The following is a 16,489-nucleotide window of genomic DNA, read 5'->3' as shown; positions in this document are numbered from 1 at the left end:
CGAAATTGACGATGTATGCTTAACTAAATGACTGTGCATTTTCAATTTTCAATTCTCCATTTTCAATTATTCAAATTTCTTATATTTAGTCTTCGACTGCCTGCCCCATTAACTCATTAAACGAAACCATAACTGCATGAAAAAAATCATTCTCGGCAGTGCATGCCTACTGGTAAGCACACTATTTGCTTCAGCACAAACAAAATCCATAGCAGGTTTTTCAGAGCAATCGAGTGCGCAGCAAAGGCAAACCGAAACAACTTTCAACAATACGTTGAGCGCTGAGAATATCGGTGCTACGATCAGGCAGTTTTCCGACAGGCCGCATAATATTGGTTCTCCTGCGGGAAAATTGTATGCAGATCAGATAGCAGCCAGGCTGAAGGATTATGGTTTCGAAACAAATATTGAAACCTACCAGGTGTTGTTTCCTACACCAAAAACAAGGTTGCTGGAAATGACTTCACCGGCGGCATACAAAGCCATTCTTAAAGAGCCAGCATTAAAAGAAGATGCTACCAGCGGACAAGAAGGGCAATTGCCGACCTACAATGCATGGAGCGCCGATGGAGATGTAACCGGCGACCTGGTATTTGTGAACTATGGTTTGCCGGCAGATTACGATGAACTGGCAAAATTGGGTGTTGATGTTAAGGGCAAGATCGTAATTGCCAAATACGGCCAAAGCTGGCGCGGTATTAAACCAAAAGTTGCGCAGGAGCATGGCGCCATCGGATGTATCATTTATTCTGATCCGAAAGATGACGGCTATTTCCGCGGAGATGTTTATCCCAAAGGTGCATTCAAGAATGAGTATGGTGTTCAGCGTGGATCAGTGATGGATATGGTGGTGTACCCTGGTGACCCGTTAACACCTGGCATCGGTTCTACAAAAGATGCGAAGAGAATTGCCTCGCACAATGAAGCGGTCAATTTGTTGAAAATACCGGTTTTGCCAATCAGTTATAAAGATGCACAGCCGTTACTGGCAGCTTTGGAAGGTCCTGTTGCTCCTGCAGCGTGGAGAGGTGCTTTGCCACTGACCTATCATATTGGTCCCGGCAAAACAAAAGTGCATTTGAAGCTCGAATTCAACTGGAACACAGTTCCATGTTATGATGTTATAGGAAAAATTAAAGGAGCGCAATATCCCGATCAATGGGTTGTGCGGGGGAATCACCACGACGCGTGGGTGAATGGTGCTGCAGACCCTGCGAGTGGTCTGGCGTCTATGCTTGAAGAAGCCAAAAGCATTGGAGCTCTTTTAAAATCCGAATGGAAACCTAAACGCACTTTGGTGTATTGCGCCTGGGACGGAGAAGAGCCTGGGTTAATCGGTTCAACAGAATGGCTGGAAGATCATCAGCAGGAGCTGCAACAGAAATGCGTTGTATATATTAATACAGATAATAACGGGCGCGGCTTTCTGGAAGCCGGTGGCTCACATGCCTTAACACCATTAATGGATGGCATTGCGAAAGAGCTAACTGATCCTCAAACAAAAGTTTCTCTGTTTGAAAGGGCGAATGCCAGGCAAGTTGTTAATGCAACGTCCACAAAATCAAAAAAGGATGCACTAAGCAAGAAGGATCTTGATTTGGGTGCACTTGGTTCCGGTTCGGATTATTCTTCATTTTTACAGCATGCCGGCATCCCGTCTTTAAACCTGGGTTTCGGTGGTGAAGATGAGGGAGGGGAATACCATTCCATTTACGACTCTTATGATGATTATCGCCGGTTTAAAGACCCGGGCTTTGCATACGGCCTCGCGCTTTCTCAAACTGCAGGACTTGCCGTCCTCCGCATGGCAAATGCAGACGTGTTGCCTTTTAATTTCTCATCCCTGCATAAAACCATCAACAGTTATGTTACAGAATTGCAGTCAATGGTTGACGATCTGCGGGATGCAACTGCTACTGAAAACGAAGTAATCGGGAAAAAACTCTATCAGCTTGCCGCCGATCCAACGCTTACTTACAATCCTCCGGCTGCAAAAGATCCCATTCCTTATATCGATTTTTCAGGACTAAAAAACGCATTGGATAAACTGCAAAAAAATGCCGATAGCCTAAGTTCTTCATCCAAAAAAATGCTAACGGCAGGAACATCTGAAGCAACATTTAACAACAAACTGTACCAGGCCGAACAATCGCTGTTACTGCCTGATGGCCTTCCGCGCAGAAGCTGGTTCAAGCACAGCATTTATGCACCCGGATTTTACACCGGCTACGGGGTTAAAACCATGCCCGGAATTCGCGAAGCAATCGAACAGCGAAACTTTAAAGAAGCGCAGGAACAGATTAATGCGGCGGCTGCAGCAGTTAACAGGCTGGCGGAATACTTGGGGAAGTTGTAAGTTATACGTGATACGCTGTACGTTTATTGGACCGAAGTCATTGCATTTTTTAAAATACCATGTTGCACCTGTATTTCCTCCTCGTTAATAAACGTATAACGTACTACTTACAACGTACCACTTTTCCTACCTTCGTAACATGCCGTTTAAATTACATGCTCCTTATGCGCCGAGTGGTGATCAGCCTTCGGCAATAGCACAATTAACAGAAGGAATATTAAGTGGTGAAAAGTTTCAAACCTTATTGGGCGTAACAGGTAGTGGTAAAACATATACCATGGCCAACGTTATTCAAAACGTGCAAAGACCAACGCTGGTACTTACGCACAACAAAACGCTGGTGGCCCAGTTATATGGAGAGTTTAAACAGTTTTTCCCCGAAAACGCAGTAGGTTATTTTGTTTCTTATTACGACTACTATCAGCCGGAAGCGTATATGCCGGTGAGTGATGTCTATATCGAAAAAGATCTAAGCATCAACGAGGAATTGGACAAACTGCGCCTGCAAGCCACTTCTGAATTACTTACAGGTCGGCGGGACATTATTGTTGTTGCAAGTGTAAGTTGCATTTATGGTATTGGTAACCCGTCTGAGTTTGAGAATGGGATTGTCCGACTGCAAAAGGGACAAATGATCTCTCGCCAGGGCTTTCTACATTCGTTGGTAAACAGTCTGTACACAAGGACGCAGATAGAATTCAAGCGCGGGACTTTTCGCGTAAAAGGTGATACCGTGGACATTAACCTGCCCTACGCGGATTACGGATACCGCATTACTTTTTTTGGTGATGAGATTGAAGAGATTGACCGCATCGATGTAAACACCAGCAAACGTATTTCGGGCGTAGATGAGGCTGCCATCTTTCCCGCCAATCTGTATATAGCGCCCAAGGATATGATGCAGCAGATCATGCATGAGATTCAGGATGAAATGAGATTGCAGGTGGAATATTTTAAAAACATCGGCAAGTTGATTGAAGCACAGCGTTTGAAAGAAAGAGTGGAATACGATCTTGAAATGATGCGCGAACTGGGTTATTGCAATGGTATTGAAAACTATTCACGGTTTTTTGATCGCCGCCAGCCGGGTACAAGACCATTCTGTCTGCTGGATTATTTTCCAAAAGATTTTTTGTGTGTGATAGATGAGAGTCACCAGACAATTCCCCAGGTTGCGGGAATGTATGGTGGTGACAGAAGTCGCAAATTAATATTAGTCGATTATGGTTTTCGCCTTCCGAGCGCAATGGATAACCGGCCGCTGAATTTTCATGAATTTGAAAATTTAATTGATCAGACAGTATTTGTGAGTGCAACGCCGGGTGAATTCGAGTTGGAACATACAGGGGGAGTAGTGGTTGAGCAGGTTGTAAGACCTACCGGTTTGCTGGATCCTCCGATCGAAATAAGACCCAGCGTAAACCAGATAGATGATCTGCTGGAAGAAATTGATAAGCGTGTTACAAAAGGCGACCGCGTACTTGTAACCACGCTTACCAAACGCATGGCGGAAGAAATGGATAAGTATTTACATCGCATCAACATTAAATCAAAATACATTCACAGCGACGTGGATACCCTTGAACGTGTGGAGATTCTCCGTCAATTGCGTCTTGGAGAAATAGACGTATTGGTGGGTGTTAACCTTCTGCGTGAAGGGCTTGATTTACCTGAGGTTTCTCTTGTTGCAATTTTGGATGCAGATAAAGAAGGGTTTCTGCGTAACGAAAGATCGCTTACTCAAACGGCCGGCCGCGCCGCGCGTAACGTTGATGGGTTGGTAATTTTCTACGCGGATAAAATGACTGAAAGCATGCAGAAGACCATCGACGAAACCTCCAGGCGCCGTGAGATTCAGATTGCTTATAATCAAAAACACGGCATTGTTCCCAAAACGGTTTCGAAGAGTAAAGAGCAGGTGTTTGCGCAGACATCTGTGTTAGACATTAAAGGATTTGATGTAAAAAGTCCGTACGCCATTCAGGGTGACCAGGATATTGTTCGCAATGTAGCTGCGGAAGAACAGGAAAACTATAAGACCATTCCTCAAATGGAAAAAGCAATTAATAAAGTGAAGAAGGATATGGAGAAAGCTGCCCGCGATCTTGACTTTATTGAAGCAGCAAGGCTTCGTGATGAAATGTTCCGCTTGCAAAAAGAACTGGAAGTGATGAAGTAGAGGTTAAGAATATGTCCTACACTTTCAAAGTGTAGGACATATTCTTAACCTCCGCCTAAATCTGCAATACCTCAACCAATAAACATACGTGCCATGAGAATATTGATTCTGTTGATCATCATCAGCTCAACCGCCGCAGGCCAAACTACCCGCGCATTTATTCCCAAAGGCAATACTCCCTATAAAAAATATTTGTTCTATTTACATGGCCAACTGATCACCAATGTTGGCGATAATGCAATCAATAATGGTGCACCGGAATGGGGACGATATGAATATTCCACCATTCTTGATTCTCTTCAAAACCGTGGTTTTAATATTATAAGTGAAAGAAGAATGCCGGATGTCAACGACTCGGTCTACATTACCAGGCTTGCAAACCAGGTTGATACATTGCTCCGGAATGGCGTAAGTGTTGACAGCATTATTGTTGTTGGCGCATCAGCCGGTTGGCCAATTGGCTTATTTGCATCTTCCCGGTTGAAAAACGATAAACTTCATTTTGTAATGATGGGAGGGTGCTGGCCGGATACCTATAAAGATTTCAATGGAATTCAGCTGTACGGGAAGTTTCTTTCTATCATTGAAAAGTCTGACAAGCACGGCACCTGCTTCCAGGTTTTTGAGAATCAGCCGCATATTGCCAGTCATAAAGAACTTATATTAAATACCGGTCTGAGTCACGGGTTCTTTTACAAAGCAAGAAAGGTTTGGATGGATCCGGTTGTGGATTGGCTGAATGAGAAAGCGTTTTGATTAAATAAGACTTGTGGGGTACTGAATGAAGTTGCGGAAAAAACGTGCCCTACACTTCAAAAGTGTAGGACACATTTTTCCTGGCCGCCGTGGTTCGTGTCTCACGAACCACAATTTATTCTTGGCTCATCTCATTCAACTATAAATCCATACTTCTTATAAATCTCCTTACCCTTTCCCGTTGTAATAAATTGCAGAAAAGCATTGGCTGCGTCCTTATGCGGTGCATTTTTCAACACACCGGCAACATATTCTGTATAAATATTTTCTTTCTCGGGTATCTCAACGATCTCCACCGGATGGTTGATCATCTTCTGATAATATGCTTCTGTATACCAAACAGGTCCTGCGTCTGCAGTTTTGTTTAAGATGGCCAGCGGTGTTTCGCGGTGGTGGATAGCAGTAAGCATCGTTGTGCCGTTGTTCACTTTTTCATCCATGATTGTTTTTCGAAGTGCGGCCCCACCGGTTTGTTCATAAGCAAGTTCAATCCGCTTTCCTATACTTTCATGCGCAGGATTGGGCATGCTGATGCGAACATCTTTCTTGCCAAAATCCTTGAAAGACCTTATTTGTAAAGGATTGTCCTTATATGTCATAATGGTCAGCCTGTTTTTTGCGTAGATGTGCATGGTGTCGAACCAGCCTTGCTTTGCGTAGTCCTCCATTTTGTTTTTTCCATCACTGAAAATATCAGGCGCAAGGGTAATGCGCATATTGCCCATTACGAGTGACTGTTCTTTTATTTGTTTGGCAAGAATGCCCGGAGGCAGTGTTTCCACAAAGATGCGCGTGTACTGCGGGTACGCTGTTTTGAAGGCTTCAAGCAATTCATCCAACACCATAAACTGGTTGCCTGCAAAGAATACTACCAGCTGCGGATCGTTGATGTCTCCAAACAGATCAGGGACATTGTCAATACCCGGAACTGTAAAGTTTACGCCACCCTTGAGAGGAGTGTTCCAGGGCGGATCAAACCGGTGTTTATCAGTTTTTTGTTGTGCGTTTATGCATGTTGCCAGAAGTAAAGCAAATAGCAAAATAATTCCATTCCTTTTCATAACGACATTCATTTATGGTTTAATAATGGTCCAGCCTTCCTGTTCCCGTATGATCAGCTCACCATTGCCACTTGGAACAATGGCTATAAAATTATACAAAGAATCGCGGCTAATGTTTCTTTCCTGTAATGTGTTATTGCATTGCGCAACAATGACGCCTTTTTCGACGAGCTTTTTGAGATCTTCCCCGTAATTACTGTTTTTAAGATAGGCGTTGGTCCCGCCGGAAAATGCAACGAGTTCAACCTGCAACTTTCCTGTTAGACGCGGGTCGGATAATGCGTTGTTGATATTGCGAAAGGTCTTTTCAATAATATGCGGATCATTTTGATCTAACTGGTAAATGGCTTTATACTGCTTTTTTGTTGCAGATGCGCCGGTGTAATGGCTGTTTTTCTCCAGGGCATTGTCTTGTGCCTGCAGGTGAACTGCAGCCAGCAGTAAAACGAGGCAGGTGATGAGTTTGATTTTTTTCATGTGTCAGTATTTAGAGAGTAAAATATTATGCGCTGTTTTCATAGAAGACACGCGATGTTACTGTCATTCGACTGTGTTTTTAGTTAATAAGAATAAGTTATGGTTATACAGAGATCACAGAGGAGGCACTGAGTTTCACAGAGATGTGCCGATGGTAATCATTTTCAATTGTCCCCGCCTGAATGACTTTCAGTCGGGCAGGAATTATCACTTGTCCATTACTTTAAACGGTCCGAATTTGTGCTGAGCTAATGATAAAGTATCATTGTACGGCGGATATGGGCAATCCTGTGGTTTCTTACTCAAATCAGGATAGTCTTTTTCTTTATGTGCCTTTGCCGGCCTTTTAAAGGAGTTGATGTAAGCAGCAACGTCATACGCCTGTTCATCTGTCAGCAACGGTTTATCATGAGATACTCCGAACGGCATGTTGGCCTTGATAAATTTTGCAGCCGTCAACAAGCGACTCATACCGGCACCGTCATTATAAGAGTCATGTCCCCATAGCGGCGGATATAAATATCCTTCTCCATCACCGGGCATACCTTTTCTTTTTCCTTCACCATTGGCACCATGACACACAACACAATTATTGGTGAACACAATCTTTCCTTTTTCCAGATCCGCTGCGCGGGCCGGAACTTTCAGCTTCACAAAGCCCTGTCCGTTAATACGGCCATTTTGGCCGACGTCATTGCTTAAATAAGTGATGTAAGCAACAATGGCCTTCATTTCGCGGGAAGCGCTGTCCAGGGCGTTGCCATTCATACTTCTTTCAAAACACCCATTGATGCGATCTTCAAGGCTTTCGATCTTGTTTTCGCGACCGATGTATGTAGGGAAGACTTTCGTTAATCCAATATAAGGAGCAGCAAATGCTTTTGTCCCAGAACCAAGGTGACAGTTTTTGCAAGCCATATTATTACCAGTCCTCACTTTGCTCTTATCCTTAATTTCTGGTCCGAGATATTTCTGCGTTTCTGTTATAAGATTATAGCCGTATTGTATCAGTCGGCCTTGTTCGTCCTGTGGAAAATGCGCAACCAGTTCATTTGCCCTGGCAAAAAGATCAATTGAATCTTTAGTTGTGTGACTTTCTACTACGTCAGTCCTGGATTTTTTTTCACTATTCAAACAACCTGAAATTGTAGAAGCTATAACAAGTAAAGCAGCAAATGCAGTTGTTGTAATAGTTTTAAAAATGTTACCAAACCCCATATTAGTTTTCATGTCATCTGTGTTTTTCATCCGTGCTATTTTGAGATTCAAAAGTATCGCGTATGCTTATCCGTGGGAAATGGCAATATGTAATGGTATATAACCAAAAGTTATGTATGTGATTGTTGTTGAAAGGCAAATTTCATAAACAGATTAGGCAAGGCGCTTAATGTTCCATACATGTGTGCAAAGTAAAACTTGCGATGTATATCCATGTCCGCAATCTCAATAATCGTTAGCGAACCATCCTGTAAATATCGTGTAATAGCATGAACGGACAAAAAAGCGTAATAATTACTATGCAACAAAAATTCTTTGATACTTTCTGAACTGCCAAGCTGCAATCTTATGTCAAGTTCCGGTAGATGGATGGCTTTTTCCTTCAGGCTTTGTTCAATTATCGCCAAAGTGCCGGATCCGTTTTCACGCATTACCAATGGTAGTTTTTTCAATTCATTGTAGTCTTCAATTTGCTGAATGCGATTGTTTGCTGTTGCAGTTACTAAAACAATTTCATCTTTTAGAAAAGGAATGTATTTAATTGAGTTCTTGCTGGCACTGCCCTCCGTAATGGCAAGATCAATTTCTTTATCCAACAGACCTCTTTCTATTTGCTCCGTATTTCCATTAACCAGTTGCAGTTGAATGCCTGGATGTTTGGCATGAAACAGCGCCAGTATGGTCGGTATTACATATTGCGAAACCGTTGTGCTGGCACCGAGTTTAAGCATGCCGGATTCTTTTCCGTTTAATAAGCTCAATGCATAATCGGCCTGGTTATACTGATCAAGGATCTTTTTGGCGTGTTCCTTCAATATTTCTCCGGCTTCGGTCAGCATAAGCCTGCCTCCGTTACGTTCAAATAAGGTAACACCTGTTTGTTGTTCCAGTTCCTTTATATTTTTCGTAACTGCAGGTTGCGTTATAAACAAATCGTTGGCGGCTTTTGTAAAGTTCAGTTTACATGCGGCCGCATAAAAAACTTTCAGCCTGAAATCTGCATCCATAGGGCAAAGATAGCTATCAGCAATCAGCTGTGAGCTATCAGCTATTAGCTATGCCTGACCGCGTGGGTATTCTAATAAACATATACATTCTGTTTTCTTAGGATGTATTAGGACGACAATTAAAAGTTTTGACAAAATGTTGTATGCTGCAGGGTGATCGTTGGCTCGAATGAAGAATTTCGTTTGACATAATCAAAAACGTAATGACGGCACGCCTGTCATCGATAGCCCGTAGGGCTTAAAGCTCAATAGATAGTCTAATGATTTGCGCTCCTTTTGTCCGTAGGACATTAACCCTTGCATTGGCTAAAGCCCTAAAAGGTTACGATGCGCTGAATTCATCCGTTTCTATTGAGTTTAATTTCCTTCAGGAAATCCTGTTACTGTTCTAAATCCGTCATTGTGTGCCCCACATTTTCAATTGTCAATTGTCGACTTTCAATTACGTCTCAGGCTATCAATTAATCAAATTTTGTATATTTAAGACATGGTAACACTAGCACTATACAACTTAAAAGGCGGTGTTGGAAAAACTGCCGCAACAATTAACCTGGCATATCTTGCCGCGGCAGATGGATTAAAAACGTTGGTGTGGGATTTGGATCCGCAAGGCTCGTCTTCTTTTTACCTGCATGTAGAGCCAACAGTAAAAAATGAGACACGCAAACTGTTATCCGGTGAGGTTGAGATGCAGGAAGCCATCCAGGATTCATTATTTGAAAAGCTATGGATCCTTCCGTCAGATATTTCTGCGCGCAATGCAGATGTTCAGTTGGATGAAATGAAACAGAGTAAGAAAAAGGTGAAAAATTTGCTTGCCGGCTTAAAACAATTTGATGTAGTGTTCCTGGATTGTCCGCCCGGCATATCACTTCTGCACGATAATGTTTTTAACGCGGCTGACTGGATCCTTATGCCAAACATTCCAACTACACTTTCCATCCGCTCTTTTGAAACAGTTGCCGGTTATTTTAAAGAACACGAGCTTCAGGAAGATAAACTCAAATGTTTCTTCAGCATGGTAGATCACCGTAAAAATCTTCATCATGAAACCATGGAGAAATTTTATAAAGACAAGTTGTTTTTTAAAAACTATATACCTTACTTAAGTGATGTTGAAAAAATGGGCAGCAATCAGCAACCCCTTTTTGAATATGCTAACAGCAGCTATGCAGCCCAGTGTTATAGAGATCTCTGGAACGAGATAAAGAAGACCTGCCTGTAAATAAAAATCCTTACCTTCCTTACTGTAATATGTGGCAACGCAATTACCAATGCTGCCTCCGTTGAACGCACCGGATAGATTTTTTGAAAAGGTTAAAAGATTTTACATGGAGAAGAACGTTGTTTCATGGTTTAGCCCCGCATTACAAAAAGAAATGCCTGTGGCTGTATACGGTTATTACGGATATGCATTGTTGATGATTCCCACAGCCAACGCCGATTTTCTCGAATATGAGCGCTTTGAATTATTGCAAACGTTAAAGCCATTTATTGATGCCGGTGTATTGAAAGTTTACAGCATCAACAGCGTTAACGATGAAAGCTGGTTGAACGGGCAAAAGGAAGGAGCTCATAAAGCCATCCGCCATAACCAGTTTAACGAGTATGTGCTTAACGAAGTTATCCCGTATATCCGCAACACTTCAAGTGAAGAAACATTTGTATATACCTGCGGTGCTTCCCTGGGTGCTTTTCATGCGGTAAATCTCTTCTTTAAGAAGCCCGACCTGATTAACGGCGCAATTGGAATGAGCGGTGTGTACGACCTTACTGAGTATACACATGGCTATTGGGACGAGCAGGTATATTTTAACTCACCTGCCCACTACATTCCAAACCTTACAGATGAATGGTATCTCAAAAATATTCGCGCAAGCCATCATATCCATATTTACACAGGTAGCGGCAATCATGAGGCACCGGAAAAAAATCAACAGTTTTCTGATATGTTGTGGAACAAAGGCATCTGGCATGACTTTGAATTATGGGGCCACGATATACACCACGACTGGCCAACCTGGCGAATGATGCTGCCATATATTATCAAGGAAAAATTTACTTAGCATTAATGAAACCAGCAGAAATCGGTTATTGGGCCTTTTGAACTGCCAATGCCGAGAAAAGAATGTTCATGTTTCTCCTACGGAGATGCCTGGTATACAAAGATTAGCAAAGTGCATTTTGCGGGCTGGCATGCTAATGGTAATATATCTGGCAATAACGTTTACTTAAGATATTGGCAAAAAAATGAGTCTGCTTAAGATTAGGTACTTCGTACTTCGTAAATCGTACTTAAGCAAAGCGTTTTCGGGGAAACGGCGTGTTTATATCTGGTAACAAAATGATTTGTTGAGCGTTATTACTTAATAAAAGAGCGTTGGTTAAAGGAAAGATCATAAAGCGAACAGGGATGATACTGTTAAGTATTATCGCATTATATGTTCTTATCCTTATTGTACTTAGCATTTTGGCCAACAATAAAAAAGGGCTCATACTTTCGAAGGTGAACAATGCGGTTCATCAACTGCTGCCAGGCGACGCGCACATAAACGATATTGAAATAAACATGTGGCGTTATTTTCCTAAAATTGAGATCCGGCTTATTGATGTTTCTTATAAAGATACACTGCGGCATGAACCATTGTTTGTTGCCAAAACAGTGTCCACAACCTTCAATATTGTTCAGTTAATCCAGCGAAACCTCGATGTGCGTGATCTCAAAGTTGCAAATGGAAGCTTTCATCTTTTTACAGACTCTTCAGGATATTCCAATAATTACCTGCTGAAGCCCAAGCAAAGGGAAATTGAAAGACCAGGCAAAAAATCACAAAAAGTATTTATTGATAATGTAGAGCTGCAAAACTTCCATGTTGTGATAGACCACGCACAAAAGGAAAAGAAATATGATATCCTGATTAAGGACATGGATGCACGCATAAAAAAGGTTGACACCGTTTTAAACATCAGGCTTAAAGAAAAATGTCTTGTAAACGGTTTAGGATTTAACCTTGCACAAGGCATTTATTTACAAAATCAGGAAGTAGAGGGAACATTCAATATAAAATTCAATCTGCCGCAAAAAAGCCTGCAGTTCTCAAATGCCAAGGCTTCCATCAATAAGCAGCTATATACAATGGGTGGTAATTTTAACTTCTCGGATAGTGGTAAGTTTAGCCTTAAAGTAGACACAAGAAAATTGGTCTACAAGCAGGCATTATCCATACTTACAGAAAAGATTCAAAGAAAGCTGAGTCTCTATCAGCTGTCCGAACCCATTAATGTAACTGCGGAAATTGAAGGTCCGTTAATGTATAAATCAATTCCTTTTGTAAGAGTTGAGTGGACCACAGAAGACAATATTTTACAGACGCCCATTGCAACATTTGATAAATGCAGTTTTAAAGGCAGTTATTTTAATGAACGCGTGAAAGGCGTTCCGAGAACTGACCCCAACTCCATGGTAGTGTTTGATAATTTTGTTGGTAACTGGGAAGGAATACAGGTGGCAGGTTCAAACATCATGATAACTGACCTGGCCAATCCCACGCTTGACGTGAAGCTGCAATCCACTACCGACTTCCCGGCGCTGGACAATAAATTCAATTTGCAGACAATACGCTTTATTGAAGGCATAGCGGTAATGACGCTGCAATACAACGGCCCCCTTACGGCAAATGTTGCGCTGCTGCAAAAGCTGAGTGGCGCAATTCATGTAAAAGACGGTATAATACAGTATGAACCTAAGACGCTTACATTCACCAATTGTAACGGTGATATTATCTTTAACGAAAACGATATAAGCATAAATAACTTCAAGTGTGACCTTAATAAAAGCCATTTTGAGGTACAGGTCCAGGGAAAAAATGCGGGAGCTTATATGCAGTCCGACCCTGCAAAGGCAATGATTGTTTGCAATGTAACTGCACCATTTATTGATCTCGGTGATTTCAAATCAGTCTTTTCGCGCAACAAAACCGCCTCATCTGCCAGAAAGAAAAAAGGACCGAAGCTTGCGAAAACTCTTTTGAACGCAGATGAAATTCTTGAAAACGGAACACTCTCATTAAATATGAAGGCTGGCCACATTGTTTTTGATCAATTTGATGCAACCGCATTCAACAGCAATATTCTGTTTCGAAAAGATGATTGGCTCATCAACAATATATCTCTTAATACAGCGGGTGGCAGCCTGACAGCGAAAGGATCTGTGCAACAACCCGGAGCTGCGAGGCATGATGCAAAAATTGCAGTTGCCGTAAAAAATGTGAACGTTCAAAAGTTATTTTACGAGTTTAACGAATTTGGACAAAACGGAATTACCAGCCGCAATTTAAGAGGAAACTTTACTGCAGACGCAGATATTGCTCTTGGAATTAGCAGCTCTGGTTCAGTTGTAGCGAACTCGATCACAGGCGCAGTAGATTTCTCTTTAAAAAATGGAGCATTGGTAAATTATAAACCATTGGAGAACATAAAAAATTTTATTCTGCGAAATCGCGATCTGAGCAATGTAAAATTTGCGGAATTAAAAAACAGGCTGGATATTGATCACGATAAAATCCATATCAACCGGATGGAAATTCAGTCGAATGTGCTAAGCATGTTTGTTGAAGGAATTTATGGATTGAACGGAAACTCCAATATACTTATACAACTGCCATTAAGCAATCTTGGAAAGAAAGATGATAAACGTCCGCAAAATGTGGGCGTACATTCTAAAGTAGGGCCAAGCATTTTTGTGCGGGCCGTTAGTGGCGATGATGGCAAAATGAAATTCAAGCTCACGTTTTCAAAAAAGATAAAGGCCAGATCTGCTGGCAATGACAATGAAAGTGCGGGTGACGAAAAAAAGCAATAGGTTATAACAAAGTAATCCAGTTTATTTTTGCCTGTGCTTACAATACAACGAATAACAGGTCCGGGAGAAGATACTCGTCTGGCTGCACAATTATTTGATGAATATGCCCGGGAATTGGGTATTGATCTGCAGTTTCAGCAATTTGAAAAAGAGCTGGATGATCCAATGAAAAAATACGGGCCGCCAGATGGAGCATTATTGCTTGCATACTGGAATGATACGTTGGCCGCATGCGTTGCACTACAAAAACTGGATGATGATAACGGAGTGCGGTTTTGCGAAATGAAAAGATTGTTTGTCAGGCCCGGACACAGAAAACACGCAATCGGAAATGCCCTGGTTGATGCCATTATTTGCGAAGCGCGTAAACTGGGCTATGATATTATGAAGCTGGATACCTTAAAGAGGCTACAACCGGCTATTAAATTATACCAGCGAAAGGGATTTATTGAAACAAAGCCCTACTACTTTAACCCGATTGAAGATGTTGTCTTCATGGAAAAAGACCTGAGGCCCGAGTAGATGAGAAAAATGACTTAGAAGTTTAGTGATCCTCCTACAAACTTGTTTCGTGCAGCATCATTTATTTTATTCTTCCAAACAGATTTTTCGTAAGTAAGATTTGAGATTGTTCCCGGAATAGCCTTTTTCGCAGGTGGATTTCCTGTAGTTCCATCCAGGATGTATACCGGGTAACGGCCATTGGGATTGCCATCAACAATGCTCACATCACTCATAATTAATTTTCGCGCCGGTAGATCAAGGCCGTGATCACTGCGGTTGTCTACAAAAATGGCGTTGGAATTCATGGCGGTCGCCACATGCTTCAAAGTGACATTTTTTATGTTGAATTCGCCATTGCCCAAAATCGTTAGGCCGCCGGTACCATCTTCACAATAAATATTTTCAAACGAACCGGTAACGGCGTCCTGCAAAGCAACGCAGCTTGCCTGCCCGCCTTTTTGTGCCGTGCCGGTATTTTTGGTTCTCAGCCCACGAACGGAACAATTTTGGGCATTTGTTATTTGTATGCCATCCCAGCCTGTATTTTCCACATAGAGATTCTCAACAGTCAGACCAATGATCGGGCTTGGGATTTGATTATACAGCGGTTGAGAAAATGTATGACCGATATAAAATCCCTCGTTATTGCAATTTTTCGCAGTGCAATTCTTAATTACGATATTATTGATGGTAACAGGATAATATGTTTCAGGTGCATTTTGCTTCGGATCATTCTTCAGCGAGAACCCCACAGATGCATTTTCGATCTGAATGTTTTCGTACGTCATGTCCGAACATAATTGTGTTTTTAAGCCGATTTGATTAGGCACACCTGAAATATGCATATTGCAAATTTTCACGTATTGGCACAGATAAATTCCGACTGTATGATTTGGTGCGCCGCCAATGGTTATACCCGGCGCGGTTGTAATAACAACATAATTATTGGGCGAGCCTTTTATATTGTACAAAACCAGGCTTTTTGCGTCTTCTTTTATAATGAAAGTATCGCCCGGTCCGTATGGCGGTGGTGTTTTCAAATAAATATTACCATTATTATCAGGCGACAAAATAATGGTATTCGCGAGGCCTGCTGTTACAAGACCTAAGTACCCTAAAAGAAAGAGAAATAGTGTTTTCATCTTCATATATATTAATGCAGGGTAGCGGATACAATCTAAATAGCTTTTTCAAAAATGCCCAAAAATTTGAGGTCTTTAACTTAACAACAACTTTTCGATAACCGCTGGATAGTGCTTGTGTTCCAACTCATGAATACGCTGCGCCAGGCTTGCGGCTGTGTCGTCAGGTAATACCGGGCAGGTTGCCTGGAAAATGGTTGAACCGTGGTCATATTGTTCGTCCACAAAATGTATGGTGATTCCGCTTTCGGCATCTTTTGCACCAATAACCGCTTCATGTACAAACTGGCCATACATTCCTTTCCCTCCGTATTTGGGTAGTAATGCAGGGTGAATATTGATGATCTTTTCCTGGAAGGCTTTGATAAGTGCTGATGGAACTTTCCATAAAAAGCCAGCCAGAACAATAAAATCGATATGATGGCTACGAAGTTCGTCAACATAGGCATTTCCTCTAAAAAACTGCTCTTTTTCAATCAGTAATGCAGGAATGTTATGTTCCCGGGCAATATCCAGAACGCCGGCACCAGGCTTATTACACACGATGAGTGCAATTTTTACCGTCTCAGCGTCCTTAAAGTATTCAATTATCCTCCTGGCATTAGAGCCTGCACCTGATGCAAAAATGGCTATGTTCATAAAATGACTATTAAATCGGCCTGCAAGATATCTTTAAAATACTAAGTAAAGGTTTGATACGTGAAATCTGTTGCAATAACCTTATTTAATATACACAGGCACGCAAGCGTAAAAATTGCATAAATCAAAGAGGATTGACCCGCAAGATATCCGTTCCAGGTAAAATAATTTGAATATGATGTAACACCCCCCGAAAAGCTGAAAGATAATTTTCAGGGTTGTTGTCGCGAATTAAAGGGCCGCAAAAAGAGCAAAAAATTCAATACCTGAGAAAATTGGAATTACGAAT

At 41.8% G+C, this 16,489-nt stretch carries 13 protein-coding genes; 7 read left to right on the top strand and 6 right to left on the bottom strand.

The window, feature by feature from the left end; translation table 11 throughout:
- Positions 1-136 precede the first annotated feature (136 nt).
- The 3 genes from QTN47_RS16335 (at position 137) to QTN47_RS16325 (ending at position 5,291) form a co-directional block, all read left to right on the top strand.
- On the top strand, positions 137-2,356 hold the full coding sequence (locus tag QTN47_RS16335; RefSeq protein WP_369330469.1) for a transferrin receptor-like dimerization domain-containing protein: 2,220 nt from the start codon (positions 137-139) through the stop codon (positions 2,354-2,356).
- 139 nt (positions 2,357-2,495) lie between these two features.
- Positions 2,496-4,535: an excinuclease ABC subunit UvrB gene (uvrB, locus tag QTN47_RS16330; protein ID WP_369330468.1), complete on the top strand. Its 2,040-nt coding sequence runs from the start codon at positions 2,496-2,498 to the stop codon at positions 4,533-4,535.
- Between the two features lie 93 nt (positions 4,536-4,628).
- Positions 4,629-5,291, top strand: coding sequence for a hypothetical protein (locus QTN47_RS16325; RefSeq protein ID WP_369330467.1), 663 nt, complete (start codon positions 4,629-4,631; stop codon positions 5,289-5,291).
- A gap of 131 nt (positions 5,292-5,422) precedes the next feature.
- On the opposite strand, the gene QTN47_RS16320 is transcribed toward QTN47_RS16325, so the two are convergent.
- From QTN47_RS16320 to QTN47_RS16305, 4 genes are all read right to left on the bottom strand, one after another.
- On the bottom strand, positions 5,423-6,352 hold the full coding sequence (locus QTN47_RS16320) for a molybdate ABC transporter substrate-binding protein (protein WP_369330466.1): 930 nt from the start codon (positions 6,350-6,352) through the stop codon (positions 5,423-5,425).
- A gap of 12 nt (positions 6,353-6,364) precedes the next feature.
- Positions 6,365-6,829, bottom strand: coding sequence for a DsrE family protein (locus QTN47_RS16315; RefSeq protein ID WP_369330465.1), 465 nt, complete (start codon positions 6,827-6,829; stop codon positions 6,365-6,367).
- A 207-nt stretch (positions 6,830-7,036) separates the two neighbouring features.
- The gene (locus QTN47_RS16310; RefSeq protein ID WP_369330464.1) at positions 7,037-8,077 is read right to left on the bottom strand and encodes a c-type cytochrome; all 1,041 of its coding nucleotides are present in this window, start codon (positions 8,075-8,077) and stop codon (positions 7,037-7,039) included.
- Between the two features lie 80 nt (positions 8,078-8,157).
- Positions 8,158-9,054, bottom strand: coding sequence for a LysR substrate-binding domain-containing protein (locus QTN47_RS16305; protein WP_369330463.1), 897 nt, complete (start codon positions 9,052-9,054; stop codon positions 8,158-8,160).
- 487 nt (positions 9,055-9,541) lie between these two features.
- On the opposite strand from QTN47_RS16305, the gene QTN47_RS16300 reads away from it, so the two are divergent.
- From QTN47_RS16300 to QTN47_RS16285, 4 genes are all read left to right on the top strand, one after another.
- Positions 9,542-10,279, top strand: coding sequence for a ParA family protein (locus tag QTN47_RS16300; RefSeq protein ID WP_369330462.1), 738 nt, complete (start codon positions 9,542-9,544; stop codon positions 10,277-10,279).
- 106 nt (positions 10,280-10,385) lie between these two features.
- A complete protein-coding gene (locus tag QTN47_RS16295; RefSeq protein ID WP_369330461.1) occupies positions 10,386-11,120 on the top strand; it encodes an esterase family protein in 735 nt (244 codons plus the stop codon).
- Between the two features lie 347 nt (positions 11,121-11,467).
- Positions 11,468-13,915, top strand: coding sequence for an AsmA family protein (locus QTN47_RS16290; RefSeq protein ID WP_369330460.1), 2,448 nt, complete (start codon positions 11,468-11,470; stop codon positions 13,913-13,915).
- A 33-nt stretch (positions 13,916-13,948) separates the two neighbouring features.
- A complete protein-coding gene (locus QTN47_RS16285; protein WP_369330459.1) occupies positions 13,949-14,437 on the top strand; it encodes a GNAT family N-acetyltransferase in 489 nt (162 codons plus the stop codon).
- A 14-nt stretch (positions 14,438-14,451) separates the two neighbouring features.
- On the opposite strand, the gene QTN47_RS16280 is transcribed toward QTN47_RS16285, so the two are convergent.
- Both QTN47_RS16280 and purN read right to left on the bottom strand, forming a co-directional pair.
- Positions 14,452-15,561 carry a glycoside hydrolase family protein gene (locus QTN47_RS16280; protein ID WP_369330458.1) on the bottom strand — a complete coding sequence of 370 codons (1,110 nt, stop codon included), beginning with the start codon at positions 15,559-15,561 and terminating at the stop codon, positions 14,452-14,454.
- Between the two features lie 75 nt (positions 15,562-15,636).
- Positions 15,637-16,200, bottom strand: coding sequence for a phosphoribosylglycinamide formyltransferase (purN, locus tag QTN47_RS16275; RefSeq protein WP_369330457.1), 564 nt, complete (start codon positions 16,198-16,200; stop codon positions 15,637-15,639).
- Positions 16,201-16,489 lie beyond the last annotated feature (289 nt).

The sequence above is a fragment of the Danxiaibacter flavus genome (assembly GCF_041060425.1).
Taxonomy (GTDB): Bacteria; Bacteroidota; Bacteroidia; order Chitinophagales; family Chitinophagaceae; genus Danxiaibacter; species Danxiaibacter flavus.
The sequence above is the reverse complement of the archived record's forward strand: the minus strand, read 5'-3'. Positions and strand labels throughout refer to the sequence as shown.

Bases quoted from the DNA above. Each gene is read 5' to 3' on its own strand.
- QTN47_RS16315 (WP_369330465.1), bottom strand. From the start codon at position 6,829: ATGAAAAAAATCAAACTCATCACCTGCCTCGTTTTACTGCTGGCTGCA.
- QTN47_RS16320 (WP_369330466.1), bottom strand. From the start codon at position 6,352: ATGAAAAGGAATGGAATTATTTTGCTATTTGCTTTACTTCTGGCAACA.
- QTN47_RS16325 (WP_369330467.1), top strand. From the start codon at position 4,629: ATGAGAATATTGATTCTGTTGATCATCATCAGCTCAACCGCCGCAGGC.
- QTN47_RS16300 (WP_369330462.1), top strand. From the start codon at position 9,542: ATGGTAACACTAGCACTATACAACTTAAAAGGCGGTGTTGGAAAAACT.
- QTN47_RS16335 (WP_369330469.1), top strand. From the start codon at position 137: ATGAAAAAAATCATTCTCGGCAGTGCATGCCTACTGGTAAGCACACTA.
- QTN47_RS16295 (WP_369330461.1), top strand. From the start codon at position 10,386: ATGGAGAAGAACGTTGTTTCATGGTTTAGCCCCGCATTACAAAAAGAA.
- QTN47_RS16310 (WP_369330464.1), bottom strand. From the start codon at position 8,077: ATGAAAAACACAGATGACATGAAAACTAATATGGGGTTTGGTAACATT.
- uvrB (WP_369330468.1), top strand. From the start codon at position 2,496: ATGCCGTTTAAATTACATGCTCCTTATGCGCCGAGTGGTGATCAGCCT.
- QTN47_RS16280 (WP_369330458.1), bottom strand. From the start codon at position 15,561: ATGAAAACACTATTTCTCTTTCTTTTAGGGTACTTAGGTCTTGTAACA.
- QTN47_RS16290 (WP_369330460.1), top strand. From the start codon at position 11,468: ATGATACTGTTAAGTATTATCGCATTATATGTTCTTATCCTTATTGTA.
- purN (WP_369330457.1), bottom strand. From the start codon at position 16,200: ATGAACATAGCCATTTTTGCATCAGGTGCAGGCTCTAATGCCAGGAGG.
- QTN47_RS16305 (WP_369330463.1), bottom strand. From the start codon at position 9,054: ATGGATGCAGATTTCAGGCTGAAAGTTTTTTATGCGGCCGCATGTAAA.